Raw genomic sequence first — 18,831 nt, 5'->3', positions numbered from 1 at the left:
CTTTGTATTTCGGAGTCATTCCATGCGTAGCCCGCTGATCGCCGCCTCCCTTGGCCTGCTGTTGTTGGCCGATGTTGCCCAGGCACAGACTCTGGTGGCCACCAGTAACATCATTGTTCGCGCCTCGGGTCGCACCATTGATTTCACGTCGGACACCACCACCTCCATCCGCGACTCCAAAGTCGTGCGCGAAGCCCACGATGACGCCGCCAGCTTTGTCGCCACCAACGGTGAAATCCGTGGCGCACAGCTTGAAGCTGCCTTCGACACCCTGCGCACCCGCCTGCCGGAAGCCCGCGACGCCAGTGACCAGACCCTCGCCGAAGCTATTCTCGCTCTGTGAGGCGACTTGTCGCCTGGCTCCTGGCCGGGTCTGTACTGCTCTGTAGCGGTGCGGCCCAGGCCGGCCTGCAACTGCGGCTCAAGACACAAGGCTTGAGCCCAGCCCAACAGCAGGCCAGCCAGGCATTGCTCGACGAGGCGATGCGTGCGTTGCCGCCGCGCTTTGTCGAGCAGTTGGACCGGCGCATCGATGTCGGCTGGACCGACAAGATGCCCGACAACGCTTACGGCCAGGCGTCGCTGGTCTCCGAGCTGGACCTCAATAGCAACCTGCTTGCCAGCCTGACCGACGGCAGTGCCGCCACCCAGAAAACCAATCGCCCCCACGGCACCGTGCGCCGGGAAATGCTCGCCACGGTGCTGCATGAACTGACCCACATCTATGACCGTGCGCGCCTGTGGCCCGCCGATGAGCGCTCGCTGATCCAGCGTTGCAGTCGCCAGAACAGCATCACCGGCCTGATCGGCCTGCCCGATCAATGCCGTGGCCAGAACGATCGCCGTTTCACCCTCAGCGATGACCCGCGCCTGCTGGACCTTGCCGGCTGGCCGCAATATGTCGGTCGTCGCGGTGAGCGCGAACAACACAATCGCCAGGTCGTGCGCAGCCCGGATATCTACGAAACCACCAGCCCGCTGGAGTTCGTCGCCGTCAATATGGAGTACTTCCTGCTGGACCCGAGCTACGCTTGCCGGCGTCCCGCACTGTTCCGCTATTACCAGCAACACTTCGGCTGGGCACCGCCTGAGCAGGACGCCTGCGCCAAGACCTACCCATTCCTCAACGCCGGCAACGACTTCGCCAAGACGCCGTTGGGCCACGTGGACCCTGAGCGGGTCTACGAAATCGACTACCTGCTGGCCGAAGCCAACCAGAACCTCGTCAGCCGCTGGGGCCACAGCATGTTGCGCCTGGTGATCTGCGCACCCGGCCGTCCACGTGGCCCCGATTGTCGGCTGGATCTGGACCAACACCTGGTGTTGTCCTATCGCGCCTTTGTCGGCGACGTACAACTATCGAGCTGGGACGGCCTGGTGGGCAAGTACCCATCACGTCTGTTCGTGCTGCCGCTGGCCCAGGTCATCGACGAATACACCAAGACCGAGCTGCGCGGCCTGGCCTCCGTGCCACTGAAACTCTCACGCCAGGAAATCAACGACACCGTCGAACACGCCGCAGAAATGCACTGGAGCTACGACGGCAATTACTACTTCCTGTCCAACAATTGCGCGGTCGAAAGCCTGAAACTGTTGCGCAGCGGCAGCGGTAATCCGCAATTGACCGGCCTGGACAACATCACCCCCAACGGCCTGCTCGAAGTGCTGCAAGCCCGTGGCCTGGCCGACACCAGCGTGCTGAACGACAAACGCGAAGCACTGCGCCTGGGCTACCACTTCGACTCATTCCGCGAGCGCTACCAAGCGATGTTCGACGTGCTGCGCAAACACTTGCCGATCGAACAGACCCAAGTTGAAGACTGGTTATCGCTGAGCGCCGCGCAGCGCCGTCAATGGTTCGATAGGGCCGACCTGCGCACCAGTGCCGCCTTGTTGCTATTGGAACAGGCCAGCTTTCGCAAGCAACTGATGCTGGCTCAGGACGAAGTCAAACAACGCTACCTCGGTGCCCGCGAGTTGAAAAACGGCGGCATGGAGAAGGCCAACGCCACCCTGCAACAGATCCTCGCCAACAGCGGTTTCCTCAGCCGCCCGGCGGAGTTGCTCGGCAGCGGCGGTTACGGGCTGCCGCAACCGTCGGAAGCCAGGCGCCTGGAATCGGAAAGTGCCGAGCGCCAGAAACAGCTGCAATCGTTGACCGGCGAGCTGGATAAAGAGGTGAGGGCGCTGCTGGATCCTTCCCGCGCCGCCGAGATCGCCGCCTGCGAGGCTAACCTCAAGCAGGTCGGCGAACACCTGCGATCACTACACAAAGCGGCGGGCGGCCTGGAGCTGCCCTGACTCGCATTAAAGAACAGTCCTACAAACCTCTCATCATCTGACGGCTCAGCGAAAGCTGGCTGAAAGCTTTCGCGTCTAGGATCGCCTCCACTGCCGGCAACAGACCGGCTGTTAACAACAACAATGGTGATTCCCGATGTCCGCCCGTAACCGCCTGTTCGCCCCAACTCCACCCGTACGTCTCGTGCCTTTCGTTTTGCGCTGACCGCCACCCGGTTCGCCATTCCCTAGCTGTGCTACGCCTGGAGTATTCCTATGCTGACTTTCCTTGGCTTTGCCATGGTCATCACGTTCATGTTCCTGATCATGACCAAGCGCCTGTCCGCGCTGATCGCTCTGATCATCGTCCCGATCCTGTTCGCGCTGTTCGGCGGTTTCGCACCGAAGATCGGCCCAATGATGCTCGAAGGCATCACCAAGCTCGCGCCGACCGGCGTGATGCTGATGTTCGCCATCCTTTACTTTGCCTTGATGATCGACTCCGGCCTGTTCGACCCGGCCGTGCGCAAGATTCTCAAGATGGTCAAGGGCGACCCGCTGAAGGTGTCGGTCGGCACCGCCGTGCTGGCCCTGGTGGTGTCCCTCGACGGCGACGGCGCCACCACCTACATGATCTGCGTGGCGGCCATGCTGCCGCTGTACCAGCGCATCGGCATGAGCCCGCGAATCATGGCCGGCCTGATCATCCTCGCCGGTGGCGTGATGAACATGACACCCTGGGGTGGCCCGACCGCCCGCGCCGCCAGTGCGCTGCACGTAGACCCTTCGGATATTTTCGTGCCGATGATCCCGGCCATGGCCGCCGGTGTCGTCGCGATCCTGGTGATCGCCTACATGTACGGCAAGCGCGAACGCGCACGTCTGGGTGAACTGCATCTGCAAGGCGACGATATCGACCACAGCGAGATCAGCGTGTCGCAATACCCGGACGCCCGCCGTCCAAAACTGATCTGGTTCAACGGCGCCCTGACCTTCGCCCTGATGTGCACCCTGATTGCCGGCCTGTTGCCGCTGCCGGTGCTGTTCATGGTGGCGTTCAGCATCGCGATGATCGTCAACTATCCCTGCCTGCAAATGCAGAAAGACCGCGTCGCCGCCCACGCCGGCAGCGTACTGGCGGTGGTGGGGCTGATCTTTGCTGCGGGTATTTTCACCGGGATCCTGTCAGGCACCGGCATGGTCGATGCCATGTCCAAGAGCCTGCTGGCGGTCATTCCGGAAGCCATGGGCCCGTATCTGGCAGTGATCACGGCGCTGGTGAGCATGCCGTTCACCTTCTTCATGTCTAACGATGCGTTCTACTATGGCGTACTGCCGGTATTGGCCGAAGCCGCCAGCCACTACGGTATCACCGCTGTAGAAATGGCCCGCGCCTCCATCGTTGGCCAGCCGGTGCACTTGCTCAGCCCGTTGGTACCCTCGACTTACCTGCTGGTGGCCCTGGCCGGTATCGAATTTGGTGATCACCAGCGCTTCACACTGAAGTGGGCAGTATTGGTGTGCCTGTGCATAATGTTCGCCGCATTGCTGATGGGGATTTTTCCGCTGTTCAGCACTCTATAATCGTACAACCCAACCGCGCCGGCCCTACGCCGGTGCGGTCTAACACACGCTCAAAGGAATACACATGGAATGGCTGACCAATCCGGAAATCTGGATTGCCTTCTTCACCCTGACGGCTCTCGAGATCGTCCTGGGCATCGATAACATCATCATGATTTCGATCCTGGTCAGCCGCATGCCCAAGCATATGCAGGCGCGCACCCGGATCTTCGGCCTGGCGCTGGCCATGGTCACACGCATCCTGCTGCTGCTGTCGATCACCTGGGTCATGCAACTGACCGCAGACCTGTTCGTGGTGTTTGGCCAAGGCATTTCCGGTCGCGACCTGATCCTGTTCTTCGGCGGCCTGTTCCTGCTGTGGAAAAGCTCCCAGGAGATGTACCACGCCCTGGAAGGTGAAGACGAAACCCAAGACGAGCCTAAAGGCGCCGGCGGCAAGTTCATCTACACCATCATTCAGATCGCGATCATCGACATCGTGTTCTCACTGGACTCGGTCATTACTGCCGTGGGTATGGTTTCCCACGTACCGGTCATGGTCGCCGCCATCGTCGTAGCCGTTCTGGTGATGATGCTCGCCGCAGGCACCATCAGCGAATTCATCGACAAGCACCCGTCGTTGAAAATGCTCGCACTGTCGTTCCTGCTGGTAGTGGGTACAGTGCTGATTGCTGAATCCTTCGACGTGCACGTACCAAAAGGCTACGTCTACTTCGCCATGGCGTTCTCGCTGGCGGTGGAGGCGGTAAACATCAAGATGCGTACCGCCATCGCGAAAAAGAAGAAACAGCAGGATCCGGTGAAACTGCGCAAGGACATTCCGGGTCAATAAACCTGACCCGCTGTCCAAAAGGGGCTTTCGAGCCCCTTTTTTTCGTCCGCAAAAAGCTGAATTCATGACAGTTTTGTTTCAATCCCAACTTTAGCTATGCGATGCTGGCGCACCGCCTATTCGCCAACTACAGCTTAAGTACAAGACGTAGAGCGGCACGCGGCAATACTGATTTGCTCCGTTGGAGCACACCCACACGGGGGGCCGAGCATGCTGACCTTGCTCAATCTGCTTTCCGCCGTGACCCTGCTCATTTGGGGCACGCACATCGTCCGTACCGGGATCCTGCGGGTCTACGGCTCCAACTTGCGCCAAGTCATCGGGCAGAATATGTCCAGGCGCTGGCTCACCTTTATCGCCGGCATTCTGGTGACAGCCATGGTGCAGAGCAGCAACGCCACGGCGATGCTGGTGACGTCGTTTGTCGGCCAAGGCTTGATGGGCCTGATGCCCGCCCTGGCGACCATGCTCGGCGCCGACGTCGGTACCGCGCTGATGGCGCGGGTACTCACCTTTGACTTGTCCTGGCTGTCGCCCCTGCTGATTTTTCTCGGGGTGATCTTCTTCCTGTCGCGCAAGCAGACGCGGGCGGGGCAATTGGGGCGGGTGGGCATCGGCCTCGGCTTGATCATCCTGGCGCTGCAATTGATCGTCGAAGCCGCCGGGCCGATTACCCACGCCCAGGGCGTCAAAGTAATCTTCGCGTCGCTGACCGGCGACATCCTGCTCGATGCCCTGGTCGGCGCCTTGTTTGCGATGGTCTCCTACTCCAGCCTGGCCGCCGTCCTGCTCACAGCCACCTTGGCCGGCGCGGGCGTGATCGGTTTGCACGTGGCCATCGGCCTGGTCATCGGCGCCAACATCGGCAGCGGCGTGCTGGCCTTTCTCAGCACCAGCATGCAGAACGCCGCCGGACGCCAGGTCGCTCTGGGCAGTCTGTTATACAAACTGATCGGCCTGCTGCTGATCATTCCCGTGCTCGACCCGCTCGTACGCTGGATGGACGACTTGGATTACAGTGCCCAGGGCATGGTCATCACCTTCCATCTGCTCTACAACGTCAGCCGCTGCCTGATCCTGTTGCCCACCATCGGCCCAATGGCTCGCTTGTGCGCATGGTTGCTGCCCGAGCGTGAAGACGCCAACGGCAAGACCAAACCGCGCCACCTGGACCCGACAGCGCTCACCACACCGAGCCTGGCCTTGGCTAACGCGGCGCGGGAAACCCTGCGACTGGGCGACTTGATCGACAACATGCTCACGTCGATGCAGGAAGTACTGCGCGGCAAACAGACCGCCATCACCCAGGAAATGCGCAGCCTCAGCGACGACGTCGAAGCCCTCTACAGCGCGATAAAGCTCTACCTGGCGCAAATGCCCCGCGAAGACCTGAGCGAGCAAGACAGTCGCCGCTGGGCCGAGATCATTGAGCTGTCGATCAACCTCAAGCTCGCCGGCGACTTGATCGAACGCATGCTGCGCAAAGTCCAGCAGCAAAAAACCTCCCAGCGTCGCCAGTTCTCTGAAGTCGGCCTGGAAGAACTCACCGACCTGCACAGCCAATTGATCGCCAACCTGCGCCTGGGCCTGTCGGTGTTCCTCAGCGCCGACCCGCACAGCGCCCGCCAATTGCTGCGTGAGAAACGCCGCTTCCGCGCCCAGGAGCGCCGCCTGGCCCACGCCCACGTCAGTCGCCTGCAACGCAAGATCGTACAAAGCCTGGAGACCAGTTCCCTGCACCTGGAGCTGATTGCTGACATGAAACGCTTGAACTCGTTGTTTTGCAGCAGTGCCTATGTAGTGTTGGAAACGTCCGACACCGGCGCGCTCTCGGCCGAAGATATTGCCGACATCACGCATTCACCCTGAACGTACGATGGCCCGTGAAGTCAGTTAAAGCTGACCTCACTCGCCAGGAAGCCAGTTATGCGTCGCCTGTTATTCGCCTGCCTGCTCATGGGTTCTGCCCACGCCTTTGCCTTTGATCGCCTGCAAGTGGAGGGCTACACCTTGCCCAACGGCCTGCAGGTGTTGCTCAAACCGGGCACCGAGCGCGGGCATGTGGCTATTCGGCTGGTGGTGGGCGTAGGCCTGGACGACTTCAGTTGTGAGCAAAAAGAACTGCCACACCTGCTCGAGCATGTGCTGTTCAGTGGCATTGATGGCGGGGACGAAGGCGACCTTGAGGAGCGCATGCAAGCCCTGGGCGGCGAATGGAACGCCTACACCAGCAACGCCGACACCACTTTTGTGATTGAGGCCCCGGCGCAGAACCAGCGCAAAGTGCTCGATCTGCTGCTGGCAATCATCACCCGCACCGAACTGAACGACGCCAACATCGACGCGGCCAAAAAAGTCGTCGAACGCGAAGACGGCGGCCATTACTCGCACCTGCAACGTCTGCTCGACCGCCAGGACCTCGGCCACACCGCCAGCAATCAACTGGCGGTCGAGTTGGGGCTCAAGTGCGCCGAGCGTGCCGAGGTCGATCACCTGACCCGCGAGCAGTTGCAGATGCTGCGCAAGCGTTGGTACGCCCCCAACAACATGACGCTGATCGTCGTCGGCGAACTCGACAAACTGCTACCGGCCTATCTGGAGCGCACCTACGGCGAACTCGACCCGGTCGACCCCACCGAACACCTGCCGCTGCCAGCGATCCAGCACACGGCCCTCGACCATCGCGAACTGATCCATGGCTGGGTCGGCGACGGCGCCAAACTGCACTGGCTGCTCCCGGAACCGGTGCTGGACGACCAGCACGATGAAACCTACGACCTGCTCAAGGACTACCTCGACTGGGCGCTGTACCGCCAACTGCGCCTCAAGCACGGTTTGTCCTACGGCCCACACAGCGAGCGCGAAGTTCTCGGCGGCGTCGGCTTTCTCAGCCTCAATGCCGATCTGGAGCGGGACAAGCTGCCCGAAGCCGAACAGGCAATGCGCGACCTCACCGCGCAACTGCTCAAGGAAGGCCTCGACCCAGTCACCTTCGCCCGCCTGCAACAGGCCGCTATCGCGCGACAAGCCTGGGCCGTGCAGGGCAACAGCGCCTTGGCCGACTACTATTGGGCGGCGGCGGCCGACTACGACAAAGGTCGCTTCAGCGACCCGGTCAAACGCATCAAGGCCGTCAACCTGGACGGGGCCAACCAGGCCATGCGCCAGGTACTCCAGCAACCCGGGTATTGGCGTATCGAAAAGCCGCTGCTCAGCTACGACATGCTCAATTGGCTCGGCGCCGGTGTACTTGGCCTGATCGCCTTTGTAATGATCGGCGTGCGGGTTTATCGCAAACGGATCGCGTAATGAGACACCGAACACGGGCCTAAGACGTTATTCTGTCTGGGATTTTTTCCTACAAAGACTGTGACCCGCCGAATGCCGAACCTGACCCACTACATCCAGCGCATCCTCGAATTGATGAAGCGCTACCCAGGGGTGATCGCACTCGGCGGTTTCATTTCGGGTGTCTGCAGCTTCATCCTGGTGGACCGCCAGCAGGGCATGGCCAGCTGGATCGCGGTGATCATGCTGGTGAGCTGGCTGTGGCTGATGCTGGAGAACAGCTTTACCCAGCTGTTTACCAAAGTGTTTAAGCGGGAAATCCCCGAACCGCTGCTGCGCTACGCCACCCAGATGATCCACCAGGAAAGCCTGTTCTTTGTGCTGCCGTTCTTTTTTGTCACCACCGCCTGGAACAGCGGCCAGTCGATCTTTACCGGCCTGCTGGGCGCCGCCGCGCTGGTGTCGATCATCGATCCGCTGTACTACAAATGGCTGGCCCCCAAGCGCTCGCTGTTCCTGGCGTTGCACACCCTGACCCTGTTCGCCGCACTGCTTACCGCGCTGCCGATCATCCTGCACCTGACCACTGCCCAGAGCTACAAACTCGCCCTCGGCGTAGCCATGGTTTTGTCGATCCCTAGCCTGGCGGTCAGCCTGCCGCTGCGCAGCCTCAAAGGCTGGGCGATGTTGCTGGGGGTCACGGCCGCCATCGGCTGCGCGGGCTGGTTTCTGCGCAGTTGGGTACCACCGGCCACACTGTGGATGACTGAAGTGGCCATCAGCACCCAGCTGCAAGACCGCACACCCGGCGACGACCTCAAGGACGTCAACGCCGCCCAACTGCGTAGCGGTGGGCTGTACGCCTACACCGCGATCAACGCGCCGCGCGGGCTCGACGAGCGGATCTACCACGTGTGGAAATTCAACGGTAAAGAAGTCGACCGCATCGCTTTGGATATCCACGGTGGGCGCAAGGAGGGCTACCGCGCCTGGACCCACAAGCAGAACTTCCCCGCCGATGCGGCGGGCCGCTGGCAAGTGCAGGTGCTCACCGAAGACGGTCAGGTGATCGGCGTGCTGCGCTTCAAAGTCACTGAGACAGCACAAACGGACAACCCCAAGTAGGCTGGATCGTGCTATTACGTAGCAATTGTGGATAGCCAATACAAGCTCGGAGCTTATGACCAGTAGCACCACGCCCGGCGCAGCCCACCTCGATACGTCCAGCGTGCCTCCGTTACTGCGGATTACGGGGGACTGGACGCTTGCCCACTACACAAACCTGAAAAAGCTGTCGGACAAACTCGACGGCCAGTACGACGCCGGCGCGCGCATCGACCTCAACGGCCTCGGTGCCCTGGATACCGCCGGCGCCTCGTTGTTGGTGGAACTGCTGGGGCCGACCCGAATCGAGCAATCCGCCGAGCAGACCGATTGCAGCCTGTCTGCCGCTGACCGCGCACTGCTCAAGACCGTCTACCGCTCGCTGAATGACTTTTGCGTACCGGATAAAGCCCCCGAAGAAGCCACCGGCATCCAACTCCTGGCACGCATCGGCCGCGCGGTAGATACGGTTTGGCAGGACAGCAAGCAGTTGCTGGGATTTATCGGCCTGATCCTCGAAACCTTCGCCCGAGGCATTTTCCGCCCCAAGCGCTGGCGCCTCACGCCGATGGTTGCGCATCTGGAACAGGTCGGCCTCGACGCCGCGCCCATCGTGGCCTTGCTGACCTTTCTGGTGGGCGCTGTGGTGGCATTTCTCGGCGCCACCGTGCTCAAGAGTTTCGGCGCGACGATCTTTACCGTGGACCTGGTGGCGTTTTCCTTCCTGCGCGAATTCGGCGTGCTGCTCACCGCGATCCTGATCGCCGGTCGCACCGCCAGCGCATTCACCGCACAAATCGGCTCCATGAAAGCCAACGAAGAAATCGACGCTATCCGCACCTTGGGTCTGGACCCGATGGAGCTGCTGGTATTGCCCCGCGTGCTGGCCTTGCTCGTGGCGCTGCCGATGCTGACCTTCCTGGCGATGCTCTCGGGCATCATCGGCGGGGGCGTCGTATGCGCAGTGGCCTTGGATATTTCGCCGGCGATGTTTCTCTCGTTGCTGCAATCGGACATTGGCGTTCAGCATTTCCTGGTGGGCATGGCGAAAGCGCCGATCTTTGCCTTCCTGATCGCGGCCATCGGCTGCCTGGAAGGCTTTAAGGTCAGCGGCAGTGCCGAATCGGTCGGCGCGCACACCACCTCCAGCGTGGTGCAATCGATCTTTGTGGTGATCGTGCTGGATGCGGTGGCCGCGTTGTTCTTCATGGAGATGAGCTGGTGAGCCGTTTACACCGGGCGCCCACCGAGGCGGTTATCCAGGTACGCGGCCTGTGCAATCGCTTTGGTAGCCAGAGCGTGCATGAAAACCTCGACCTGGACTTATACAAGGGCGAAATCCTCGCCGTCGTCGGCGGCTCCGGCAGCGGCAAATCGGTGTTGCTGCGCAGTATCGTCGGCCTGCGCCGACCCAGCGAAGGCGAGGTGCGGGTGTTCGGCAAGAACCTGCCAAGCTTGCCCGAGCAGGAACGCTCCCTGGTGGAACGACGCTTTGGCGTGCTGTTCCAGAAGGGCGCGCTGTTCTCCTCGCTGACCGTCACCGAAAACGTCGCACTGCCGCTGATCGAACACGCCGGCCTCAGCCGCCGGGATGCCGAGCACCTGGCGGCGGTCAAACTTGCGCTGGCCGGGCTGCCGCTGTCGGCCGCCGACAAGTACCCGGCCTCGCTGTCCGGCGGCATGATCAAGCGCGCCGCCCTGGCCCGGGCCCTGGCGCTGGATCCGGACATCCTGTTCCTCGATGAACCCACCGCAGGCCTCGACCCGATCGGCGCCGCGCAATTCGACCAGTTGATCCTGACCCTGCGCGACGCGCTGGGCCTGAGTGTGTTCCTGGTCACCCATGACCTCGACACGCTGTACACCATCACCGACCGCGTGGCGGTGCTGGCGCAGAAGAAAGTGCTGGTGGCCGATGCCATCGATGTCGTCTCGGAAACGAACGACGCCTGGATTCACGAATATTTCCACGGCCCTCGGGGCCGCGCGGCATTGGATGCCGCTCAACCGCTCAACGAGGTATGACATGGAAACCCGAGCCCATCATGTGATGATCGGTCTGTTCAGCGTAATCGTGGTGGTCGGCGCGATGCTGTTTGGCCTGTGGCTGGCCAAATCCAGCGTCGACAGCGCCTTCCAGGATTACGAAGTGATCTTCAACGAGGCGGTCAGCGGCCTGTCCCAGGGCAGTTCGGTGCAATACAGCGGGATCAAGGTGGGCGATGTGATCAGCCTGAGCCTGGACCCTAAAGACCCGCGCCGCGTACTGGCGCGCATTCGCCTGGCCGGGCAAACACCGATCAAGGAAGACACCCAGGCCAAGCTGGCGCTGACCGGCATCACCGGCACCTCAATCATCCAGCTCAGCGGCGGTACCCCGCAAAGCCCGGTGCTCAAGGGCAAGGACGGCAACCTGCCGCAGATCATCGCCTCGCCTTCGCCCATCGCGCGACTGCTGAACAACAGCAACGACCTGATGACCGGCATCAACCTGCTGCTGCACAACGCCAACGCGATGTTCTCCTCAGAGAACGTCGACCGCCTGAGCAAGACCCTGGATAACCTGCAACTGACCACAGGTGCGATTGCCGACCAACGCGGTGATATCAAGATGGTGATGCAGCAGCTGATGCAAGTGAGCAAACAGGCCAGCGCCGCCCTGGAGCAGACCACGGTGCTGATGCGCAATGCCAACGGCCTGCTCAACGATCAGGGCAAGCAGGCCTTCGGCAGCGCCGAACAGGCGATGAAGTCCCTTGAGCAAAGCACCGCCACCATTAACTCCTTGCTCAACGACAACAAGGCCTCGGTGAACAGTGGCATGCAGGGCCTCAATGAACTGGCCCCGGCCGTGCGCGAACTACGCGAAACCCTCGGTTCGTTGCGCGCCATCTCCCGCCGCCTGGAAGCCAACCCCAGCGGTTATCTGCTGGGCAGCGATAAGAACAAGGAGTTCACGCCATGAAGCGTGCTTACCAAATGATTGCCCCTGTAGCTTTGGCCCTGATCAGCGCGTGCTCGATCCTGCCCAAGGCCGACCCTTCGGACGTGTATCGCCTGGCCGCCGCCCAGACCGTCACACAAGGCACGCCGGTGAACTGGTCGCTGCGACTGACCAAACCGCAGACCAGCGAGTTCCTCGACAGCCCACGCATTGCCGTTGTGCCCAATGGCGATCTGATCAGCAGCTATGCAAACGCGCGCTGGAGCGATCCAGCGCCGGTGCTGTTGCGCAATCGCCTGCTGGACGGCTTTCAGCGTGACGGTCGGGTGACGCTGTTGAGCACCGACGAGACCAACTTGCAGGCCGACTATGAACTGGGAGGGCAGTTGCAAGCGTTTCAAAGCGAGTATCTGGGCAGTGCGGTAGAGGTGGTGATACGTCTCGACGCGCGGCTGGTGCGTGGACGTGACCAACGGATTATCGCCAGTCAGCGGTTTGAAGTGCGCCAGCCAGTGGCAGATACCAAAGTGCCTGCGGTGGTGGCCGCTTTTGGGCACGCCGCCGATCAATTGAACAGGCAGGTGGTGGATTGGGTCGTGGCCCAGGGCAACAGATCAGCCAGAGACTGACGGCATCGCAGGCCGCCGACTCGCCTGCGAGATCAATCTGAGCGTCAACCAAAGAACCAGTAGCACACCGCAATTGCCGCCACGACGCCGGCAAACTCCGCCAGCAATGCACACCCCACCGCGTGCCTGGCCCGCTGAATCCCCACCGAGCCGAAATACACGGCCAACACATAAAAGGTGGTTTCGGTACTGCCTTGGATCGTCGCCGCGACCAATGCCGGGAAGCTATCGACGCCCTGGCTCTGCATGGTCTCGATCAGCATCGCCCGCGCCGCACTGCCGGAGAACGGCTTGACCATGGCCGTCGGCAGCGCGTCGACGAAGCGCGTGTCCATGCCCGTCCACGCCACCACATGGCGAATGCCTTTCAGGCCGAACTCCAGGGCCCCGGAGGCGCGCAGCACGCCCACGGCGCAGAGCATCGCGACCAGGTAGGGCAGCAGGTTCCTGGCCACATCGAAGCCTTCTTTGGCGCCTTCGACAAACGTTTCGTACACCTTCACCTTGCGCAAGGCGCCGATCAGCAGGAACAGCATGATCAGGCCAAACAACGTGAGGTTGCCGAGGATCGACGACAAACCGGCCAAGGCCGTGGCAGACAAGGTCGCCAGCAACGCCATAAAGCCACCCAACACCAGCGCGCCTGGAATCAGGTAGGCCAGCACCACCGGGTCCCACAAGCGCAGGCGCTGCATCACCGCCACCGAGAGCAGGCCCACCAGGGTCGAGGCACTGGTGGCCAGCAGAATCGGCAGGAACACCAGCGTCGGGTCGGCAGCGCCTTGCTGGGCGCGGTACATAAAGATGGTCACCGGCAACAGCGTCAACGAGGATGCGTTAAGCACCAGGAACAGGATCTGCGCGTTACTGGCGGTGTTGGGGATAGGGTTGAGTTCCTGCAACGCCTTCATGGCTTTCAGGCCGATGGGCGTTGCCGCGTTGTCCAGGCCCAAGCCGTTGGCGGCGAAGTTGAGGGTGATCAAACCGATAGCCGGATGGCCGGCCGGCACTTCCGGCATCAGGCGGCGAAACAGCGGACCCAGAGCCTTTGCCAGCCAATCGACGATGCCGGCTTTCTCGGCAATGCGCAAAAAGCCCAACCACAAGGTCAGGGTGCCGAACAGCAGCACCATCACTTCCACCGACAACTTGGCCATGGCGAAAATGCTTTCCACCATGGCCGCAAAAATCCCGGCGTTACCGCCGACCAGCCATTGCGCCAGTGCTGACACCATTGCCACAACAAAGAAGCCAAGCCACAGGCCATTGAGCATCAGTTAAATCCCCCGAAAGATGGGGCGAATGATAGCGGGGCTGGCAGAAACGACAAACCCCGGATTTCCCGGGGTTTGTCTCAGAGCCGTCGTGCTGTCAGCCGCGAGTGGCCTGGGCGGTCGGTAGAGCTTCTTTGCTGCGCCAGTGCGGCAGAGAGTTCCAGTAGCGGGCGCCCTTGGCGTCGTCGTACATGCCTTCCCAGCGCGAGATCACCAACACCGCCAGGGCGTTGCCGATCACATTGAGGGCGGTACGCGCCATGTCCATGACGCGGTCGACACCGGCGATGAACGCCAGTCCTTCGAGCGGGATACCCACACTGCCCAGGGTCGCCAGCAGCACCACAAAGGACACACCCGGTACACCGGCGATACCTTTGGAGGTGACCATCAGGGTCAGCACCAGCATCAGTTGCTGGCCGATCGACAGGTCGATGCCGTACAGCTGGGCGATAAAGATTGCCGCGATGCTCTGGTACAGGGTCGAACCGTCGAGGTTAAAGGAGTAACCGGTCGGTACCACGAAGCTGCAGATGGCCTTCGGCGCGCCATAGGCCTCCATCTTCTCGATCACGCGCGGCAGCACGGTTTCGGAGCTGGCGGTGGAATACGCCAGCACCAGTTCATCCTTGAAGATGCGGATCAGCTTGAGGATCGAGAAGCCGAACAGGCGGGCGATCAGGCCCAATACCGCAAAGGCGAAGAACAGGATCGCGACGTAAACCAGGATCACCAGCTTGGCCAGCGGCAGCAACGAGGCGAAGCCAAAGTTGGCGACGGTCACCGCGATCAGTGCGAAGACGCCGATCGGGGCGTACTTCATGATCATGTGGGTCACTTTGAACATGCTCTCGGACACGCCCTGGAACAGCGTCACCAGCGGCTCGCGCAGCTCAGGCTTGAGGCTCGACAAGCCCAGGCCGAACAGTACAGAGAAGAAGATGATAGGCAGCATTTCGCCACGGGCGACGGCGGCGAAGATATTCGAGGGGATCAGGTTGAGGATGGTCTGGATGAACGCATGCTCATGCTGCACTTCAGCGGCGGTCGCCTGGTACTTGGAGATATCCACCGTCCCCAGGGTGCTCATGTCGATGCCGGCGCCCGGATGGAAGATATTGGCCAACAGCAGGCCGACCACGATGGCGATGGTGGTGACGATTTCGAAGTAAAGGATGGTTTTGACGCCGATGCGACCGAGTTTTTTCGCGTCACCGACACCGGCGATGCCGACGATCAGCGAGGAAATCACAATCGGGATCACGATCATCTTGATCAGGCGGATAAAGATATCGCCTGCCGGCTGCAGCACGTTGCTGATCCACCAGGCCTTCTCGGCACTGAAATGGTTGAGCACTGCACCGATTGCAATCCCCAGCACCAAACCGATGAGGATCTGCCAGGCGAGGCTTAGCTTTGCCTTCTTCATGTCATTACCCTTACTTCAAGTGAACTTAAGGCAAATGCGCCAGCTGGAACGCTCGAGAGCGAAAAAGTGTGTGCATCTGCCTCCATGAAAGGTCACCGCAGCGTGGCCGAAATGGCTTACTGGCAGGCGAAAAAAGGCGCAACTATTCCGATGCAAGGGAGCGCCGTCTAATGCCGTAAACGCCTACCCCATGCCGAATCGGCATGACTCTTTTTGATAATAACTGTCCGATCGGTCAGTTCAAATGCGACATTTTGTCAGGTGAATATGCCGTGAACCGGCCAATTCAGGCTCGCTCAGAGAGTCTGCACGCATTAGGTGCGCGACAGGAAATGCCTAGATATTTCACGGTGATGCGTGAGAAGAGTGGCAAAGTGCGCGCAAAACTTTCTCGATAGATGGTCGCGCCGACACACTCAGTAAAGGTTGGGATCGGGCGAAAAGAAATTTTGCGGCTATAGGCGGCATATCAAGACGGGATGAGCATTACAAGCCCGCCGCAAGTTCAGCAAGCCGTTGGCTTGTGAACCTGCGTCGCAGCTTTTCACCTGACCCGGCCCTTGCGCAGGCACTCCCTGTACCCGTAGGTCGCGCCGATCCCATTTGATCAGAGCAACCCGGCCCCCTGGTCATGCACTGCCCTTGGCGAGCCGTGCAGACAGAAAGAAGCGAGGGTGCTTCTTTCTATGGACGCTGGCCCCGCAGACGACAAACGCGTCAGACGGCACCTAGTACCAATTCGGATCTTTCTTAAGCTGCTCCATCAGCAACTTCTGCATGCCTTCATCCGGCTTACCGATAAAACGGTAATCGGCGTGCCGTGTCGGAGACTTGTCGGCCGGTAAGCCGGCAGGGACTTCTACCAACATGGCGTAGGCATCTTCCTTGTCGAGGCTGAAAGCGACGATCAGGCGCTTGTTCAGGCATGTATCTGCGGTTTCGCAGAGCGGCCCGACCAAGTACTTATCGCCATCCTCTTCCACGGCATTCATTTGCTCGGCGCTGCCCGACAGGTTCATCACCCATTCCGGCAAACGCTCTTCCTTCTTGACCACCCCTTGCCACGTCTCGCGGTACTGCGGGTCCGCACTGAGCAACTCGTTAGCCCGGGACTGGCCGTCATTGGCGGCCATCGCCAAGCCGCTACCGCCCAAGAGCAGGGCGGCAGCTATGGCTTTAAAGGACGAACTGGTCATATTCAGCCTCGGCCGCGGCGACCAAAGAAGAACGACACAACGAACATCACCAGGAAGACCACGAACAGAATCTTGGCGATACCCGTGGCGGTGCCCGCGATACCACCGAAGCCCAGCACTGCAGCCACAATGGCGATGATCAGAAACGTGATTGCCCAACTCAACATGGTGATTCTCCTTACACTTTATAGAGGTAACAGCGGTAGTGCGTGACGGGCGCCTATTCAAGCGACCGTGTTTCTTGCCTAGAACACCCAACGCTCTTGGGCAGGCAGCTCAACCAGGGAGCCCTGGTCAGCCACTCTCAATTGCGGGGCGGTCACATCAGCAGAAGCGCTACCGGCGGAACGGCTGCCAATGGAACTGAAATGGGTCTGAGTCATTACCGGACGTTCGAACTGCGGGGCATATTGCTGACTCTTCTGCCAATGCTGCATCTGCTGGCCGGCAATCAACGTGACCATCACGGCCAGGCTGGCAAACAGACCTTGCTGCAAGCGCAGTGGCGATACATGGAATTGGCTGAGGCTTTGGCGAGTCATGCTGCATTTCTCCCGCGTTCTGATTATTCGTTGAGAGAGGTATTGCAGAGCGCGTGCCAGCTTTTTTGCAAAATAAAACTCAATATAATCAATGAGTTATGCACTGATGATTCTAAGCTTATGCGGCATCCTGCACGATGCACCCGGGAGGCCCGTGCGAAATGCACGATGGCCAGTGGTCGGGTCGCCGGATCGAAAACGATTGTGGCGCTGCCGAACTGGCAAGAAGGCATGAAAATGCCACTAGCCGGGTGCGCTGTAGGAAGGTGTGCAGATAGCTGCGCGACGTTGCCTTTTATCGATCAGAATAAACCATGCAACTTGCCCGATTATTCCGGGACTAAACACCATCATTCATAGTTAAGGAGCGCGGGACAGATGGAATCAGCCAAGGAACTTCAAGGCCGCATTCTTTTAGTGGATGACGAATCCGCGATCCTCCGCACCTTCCGTTATTGCCTGGAAGATGAGGGCTACACCGTCGCCACCGCCAACAGCGCGGCGCAAGCGGATACCTTGATGCAGCGTCAGGTCTTCGACCTGTGCTTCCTCGACCTGCGTCTGGGCGAAGACAACGGTCTGGATGTACTGGCGCAGATGCGCATCCAGGCCCCTTGGATGCGTGTGGTGATCGTCACGGCTCACTCTGCCGTTGATACCGCGGTGGACGCGATCCAGGCTGGCGCGGCTGATTATCTGGTCAAACCGTGCAGCCCTGATCAACTGCGCCTGGCGACAGCCAAGCAGTTGGAAGTACGCCAGCTGTCGGCGCGACTGGAAGCCTTGGAAGGCGCAGTGCGTCAGCCCAAGGACGGCCTCGACTCCCACAGCCCATCGATGATGGCGGTGCTGGAAACTGCCCGCCAGGTGGCCGGGACCGACGCTAATATTCTGATCCTCGGCGAGTCCGGCACAGGCAAAGGCGAGCTGGCTCGGGCCATTCACGGTTGGAGCAAGCGCGCCAAGAAGTCCTGCGTGACCATCAACTGCCCGTCGCTGACGGCGGAACTGATGGAAAGCGAGCTGTTCGGCCATAGCCGGGGGGCGTTCACCGGTGCCAGTGAGAGCACATTGGGGCGTGTTAACCAAGCGGACGGAGGCACGCTGTTTCTCGATGAGATCGGCGACTTTCCCCTCACGTTGCAGCCAAAGTTGCTGCGTTTTATCCAGGACAAAGAATACGAGCGCGTGGGCGACCCCGTTACCCGTCGCGCCGACGTGCGTATCCTCGCCGCCACCAACCTGAACCTGGAAGACATGGTGCGCGACGGCCGCTTCCGTGAAGACTTGCTGTACCGACTCAACGTCATCACTTTGCACCTGCCGCCGCTGCGCGAGCGTAGCGAAGACATCCTGACCCTGGCCGACCGCTTCCTGGCCCGCTTCGTCAAGGAATACGCGCGCCCGGCGCGGGGCTTCAGTGACCAGGCGCGCGAGGCGCTGCTCAATTATCGCTGGCCGGGCAATATCCGTGAGCTGCGCAACGTGGTGGAGCGCGCCAGCATCATTTGCCCGCAGGAAAAAGTCGAAATCAGCCACTTGGGCATGGCCGAGCAACCGACCAACAACGCTCCGCGCATTGGCGCGGCACTAAGCCTGGACGAGCTGGAGAAAGCCCACATCGGCGCCGTACTGGCCACCAGCGACACACTGGATCAGGCGGCGCGCACCCTCGGCATTGACGCCTCGACCCTGTATCGCAAACGCAAGCAGTACAACCTGTGAGCTG

Annotated in this window: 17 protein-coding genes; 12 read left to right on the top strand and 5 right to left on the bottom strand. The window is 60.8% G+C overall.

Annotated features, from left to right (window positions below; genetic code table 11):
* Positions 1-22: 22 nt before the first annotated feature.
* From PSH59_RS00510 to lptE, 11 genes are all read left to right on the top strand, one after another.
* Entirely contained in the window at positions 23-343 is a 321-nt protein-coding gene (locus PSH59_RS00510; protein ID WP_248083345.1) for a DUF2388 domain-containing protein, read from the top strand.
* On the top strand, positions 340-2,301 hold the full coding sequence (locus tag PSH59_RS00505; protein WP_305394038.1) for a DUF4105 domain-containing protein: 1,962 nt from the start codon (positions 340-342) through the stop codon (positions 2,299-2,301). The genes PSH59_RS00510 and PSH59_RS00505 overlap by 4 nt, the downstream gene beginning before the upstream one ends.
* A gap of 255 nt (positions 2,302-2,556) precedes the next feature.
* Positions 2,557-3,864: a CitMHS family transporter gene (locus PSH59_RS00500; RefSeq protein WP_248083343.1), complete on the top strand. Its 1,308-nt coding sequence runs from the start codon at positions 2,557-2,559 to the stop codon at positions 3,862-3,864.
* A gap of 64 nt (positions 3,865-3,928) precedes the next feature.
* On the top strand, positions 3,929-4,696 hold the full coding sequence (locus tag PSH59_RS00495; protein WP_003187403.1) for a TerC family protein: 768 nt from the start codon (positions 3,929-3,931) through the stop codon (positions 4,694-4,696).
* Between the two features lie 210 nt (positions 4,697-4,906).
* On the top strand, positions 4,907-6,565 hold the full coding sequence (locus PSH59_RS00490; protein WP_305394037.1) for a Na/Pi cotransporter family protein: 1,659 nt from the start codon (positions 4,907-4,909) through the stop codon (positions 6,563-6,565).
* Between the two features lie 57 nt (positions 6,566-6,622).
* A complete protein-coding gene (locus PSH59_RS00485; RefSeq protein WP_248083341.1) occupies positions 6,623-8,005 on the top strand; it encodes a pitrilysin family protein in 1,383 nt (460 codons plus the stop codon).
* Between the two features lie 72 nt (positions 8,006-8,077).
* Positions 8,078-9,109: a DUF5924 family protein gene (locus PSH59_RS00480; RefSeq protein WP_248083340.1), complete on the top strand. Its 1,032-nt coding sequence runs from the start codon at positions 8,078-8,080 to the stop codon at positions 9,107-9,109.
* Positions 9,110-9,164: 55 nt separating this feature from the next.
* On the top strand, positions 9,165-10,313 hold the full coding sequence (locus tag PSH59_RS00475; RefSeq protein WP_305394036.1) for an ABC transporter permease: 1,149 nt from the start codon (positions 9,165-9,167) through the stop codon (positions 10,311-10,313).
* Entirely contained in the window at positions 10,310-11,113 is an 804-nt protein-coding gene (locus tag PSH59_RS00470; RefSeq protein WP_248083338.1) for an ABC transporter ATP-binding protein, read from the top strand. Before PSH59_RS00475 ends, PSH59_RS00470 begins: the two co-directional genes overlap by 4 nt.
* A 1-nt stretch (position 11,114) precedes the next feature.
* Positions 11,115-12,053, top strand: coding sequence for an MlaD family protein (locus tag PSH59_RS00465; RefSeq protein ID WP_248083337.1), 939 nt, complete (start codon positions 11,115-11,117; stop codon positions 12,051-12,053).
* Positions 12,050-12,661, top strand: coding sequence for an LPS assembly lipoprotein LptE (gene lptE / locus PSH59_RS00460; RefSeq protein WP_248083336.1), 612 nt, complete (start codon positions 12,050-12,052; stop codon positions 12,659-12,661). The genes PSH59_RS00465 and lptE overlap by 4 nt, the downstream gene beginning before the upstream one ends.
* A 44-nt stretch (positions 12,662-12,705) precedes the next feature.
* On the opposite strand, the gene PSH59_RS00455 is transcribed toward lptE, so the two are convergent.
* The 5 genes from PSH59_RS00455 to PSH59_RS00435 form a co-directional block, all read right to left on the bottom strand.
* On the bottom strand, positions 12,706-13,935 hold the full coding sequence (locus PSH59_RS00455) for a nucleoside recognition domain-containing protein (RefSeq protein WP_305394035.1): 1,230 nt from the start codon (positions 13,933-13,935) through the stop codon (positions 12,706-12,708).
* Positions 13,936-14,032: 97 nt separating this feature from the next.
* Positions 14,033-15,364 (bottom strand): glutamate/aspartate:proton symporter GltP, encoded by a 1,332-nt coding sequence (gltP, locus tag PSH59_RS00450; RefSeq protein WP_248083334.1) that lies wholly within the window; start codon positions 15,362-15,364, stop codon positions 14,033-14,035.
* A gap of 728 nt (positions 15,365-16,092) precedes the next feature.
* Positions 16,093-16,560: an inhibitor of vertebrate lysozyme family protein gene (locus PSH59_RS00445; protein WP_248083333.1), complete on the bottom strand. Its 468-nt coding sequence runs from the start codon at positions 16,558-16,560 to the stop codon at positions 16,093-16,095.
* 2 nt (positions 16,561-16,562) lie between these two features.
* On the bottom strand, positions 16,563-16,727 hold the full coding sequence (locus PSH59_RS00440; RefSeq protein WP_002555679.1) for a DUF1328 domain-containing protein: 165 nt from the start codon (positions 16,725-16,727) through the stop codon (positions 16,563-16,565).
* A gap of 78 nt (positions 16,728-16,805) precedes the next feature.
* On the bottom strand, positions 16,806-17,102 hold the full coding sequence (locus PSH59_RS00435; RefSeq protein WP_305394034.1) for a hypothetical protein: 297 nt from the start codon (positions 17,100-17,102) through the stop codon (positions 16,806-16,808).
* A gap of 378 nt (positions 17,103-17,480) precedes the next feature.
* Between PSH59_RS00435 and algB the strand changes: the two genes are divergently transcribed.
* Complete coding sequence (gene algB, locus PSH59_RS00430) at positions 17,481-18,827, top strand: sigma-54 dependent transcriptional regulator (RefSeq protein ID WP_248083331.1); 1,347 nt, start codon at positions 17,481-17,483, stop codon at positions 18,825-18,827.
* Positions 18,828-18,831 lie beyond the last annotated feature (4 nt).

The organism is Pseudomonas sp. FP2309, assembly GCF_030687575.1.
Taxonomy (GTDB): Bacteria; Pseudomonadota; Gammaproteobacteria; order Pseudomonadales; family Pseudomonadaceae; genus Aquipseudomonas.
The sequence above is the reverse complement of the archived record's forward strand: the minus strand, read 5'-3'. Positions and strand labels throughout refer to the sequence as shown.

What these genes read in the sequence shown, in the direction of transcription:
- PSH59_RS00510 (WP_248083345.1), top strand. Translation starts at nt 23, where the DNA reads ATGCGTAGCCCGCTGATCGCCGCCTCCCTTGGCCTGCTGTTGTTGGCC.
- PSH59_RS00500 (WP_248083343.1), top strand. Translation starts at nt 2,557, where the DNA reads ATGCTGACTTTCCTTGGCTTTGCCATGGTCATCACGTTCATGTTCCTG.
- PSH59_RS00495 (WP_003187403.1), top strand. Translation starts at nt 3,929, where the DNA reads ATGGAATGGCTGACCAATCCGGAAATCTGGATTGCCTTCTTCACCCTG.
- PSH59_RS00490 (WP_305394037.1), top strand. Translation starts at nt 4,907, where the DNA reads ATGCTGACCTTGCTCAATCTGCTTTCCGCCGTGACCCTGCTCATTTGG.
- PSH59_RS00485 (WP_248083341.1), top strand. Translation starts at nt 6,623, where the DNA reads ATGCGTCGCCTGTTATTCGCCTGCCTGCTCATGGGTTCTGCCCACGCC.
- PSH59_RS00480 (WP_248083340.1), top strand. Translation starts at nt 8,078, where the DNA reads ATGCCGAACCTGACCCACTACATCCAGCGCATCCTCGAATTGATGAAG.
- PSH59_RS00475 (WP_305394036.1), top strand. Translation starts at nt 9,165, where the DNA reads ATGACCAGTAGCACCACGCCCGGCGCAGCCCACCTCGATACGTCCAGC.
- PSH59_RS00465 (WP_248083337.1), top strand. Translation starts at nt 11,115, where the DNA reads ATGGAAACCCGAGCCCATCATGTGATGATCGGTCTGTTCAGCGTAATC.
- lptE (WP_248083336.1), top strand. Translation starts at nt 12,050, where the DNA reads ATGAAGCGTGCTTACCAAATGATTGCCCCTGTAGCTTTGGCCCTGATC.
- PSH59_RS00455 (WP_305394035.1), bottom strand. Translation starts at nt 13,935, where the DNA reads ATGCTCAATGGCCTGTGGCTTGGCTTCTTTGTTGTGGCAATGGTGTCA.
- gltP (WP_248083334.1), bottom strand. Translation starts at nt 15,364, where the DNA reads ATGAAGAAGGCAAAGCTAAGCCTCGCCTGGCAGATCCTCATCGGTTTG.
- PSH59_RS00445 (WP_248083333.1), bottom strand. Translation starts at nt 16,560, where the DNA reads ATGACCAGTTCGTCCTTTAAAGCCATAGCTGCCGCCCTGCTCTTGGGC.
- PSH59_RS00440 (WP_002555679.1), bottom strand. Translation starts at nt 16,727, where the DNA reads ATGTTGAGTTGGGCAATCACGTTTCTGATCATCGCCATTGTGGCTGCA.
- PSH59_RS00435 (WP_305394034.1), bottom strand. Translation starts at nt 17,102, where the DNA reads ATGACTCGCCAAAGCCTCAGCCAATTCCATGTATCGCCACTGCGCTTG.
- algB (WP_248083331.1), top strand. Translation starts at nt 17,481, where the DNA reads ATGGAATCAGCCAAGGAACTTCAAGGCCGCATTCTTTTAGTGGATGAC.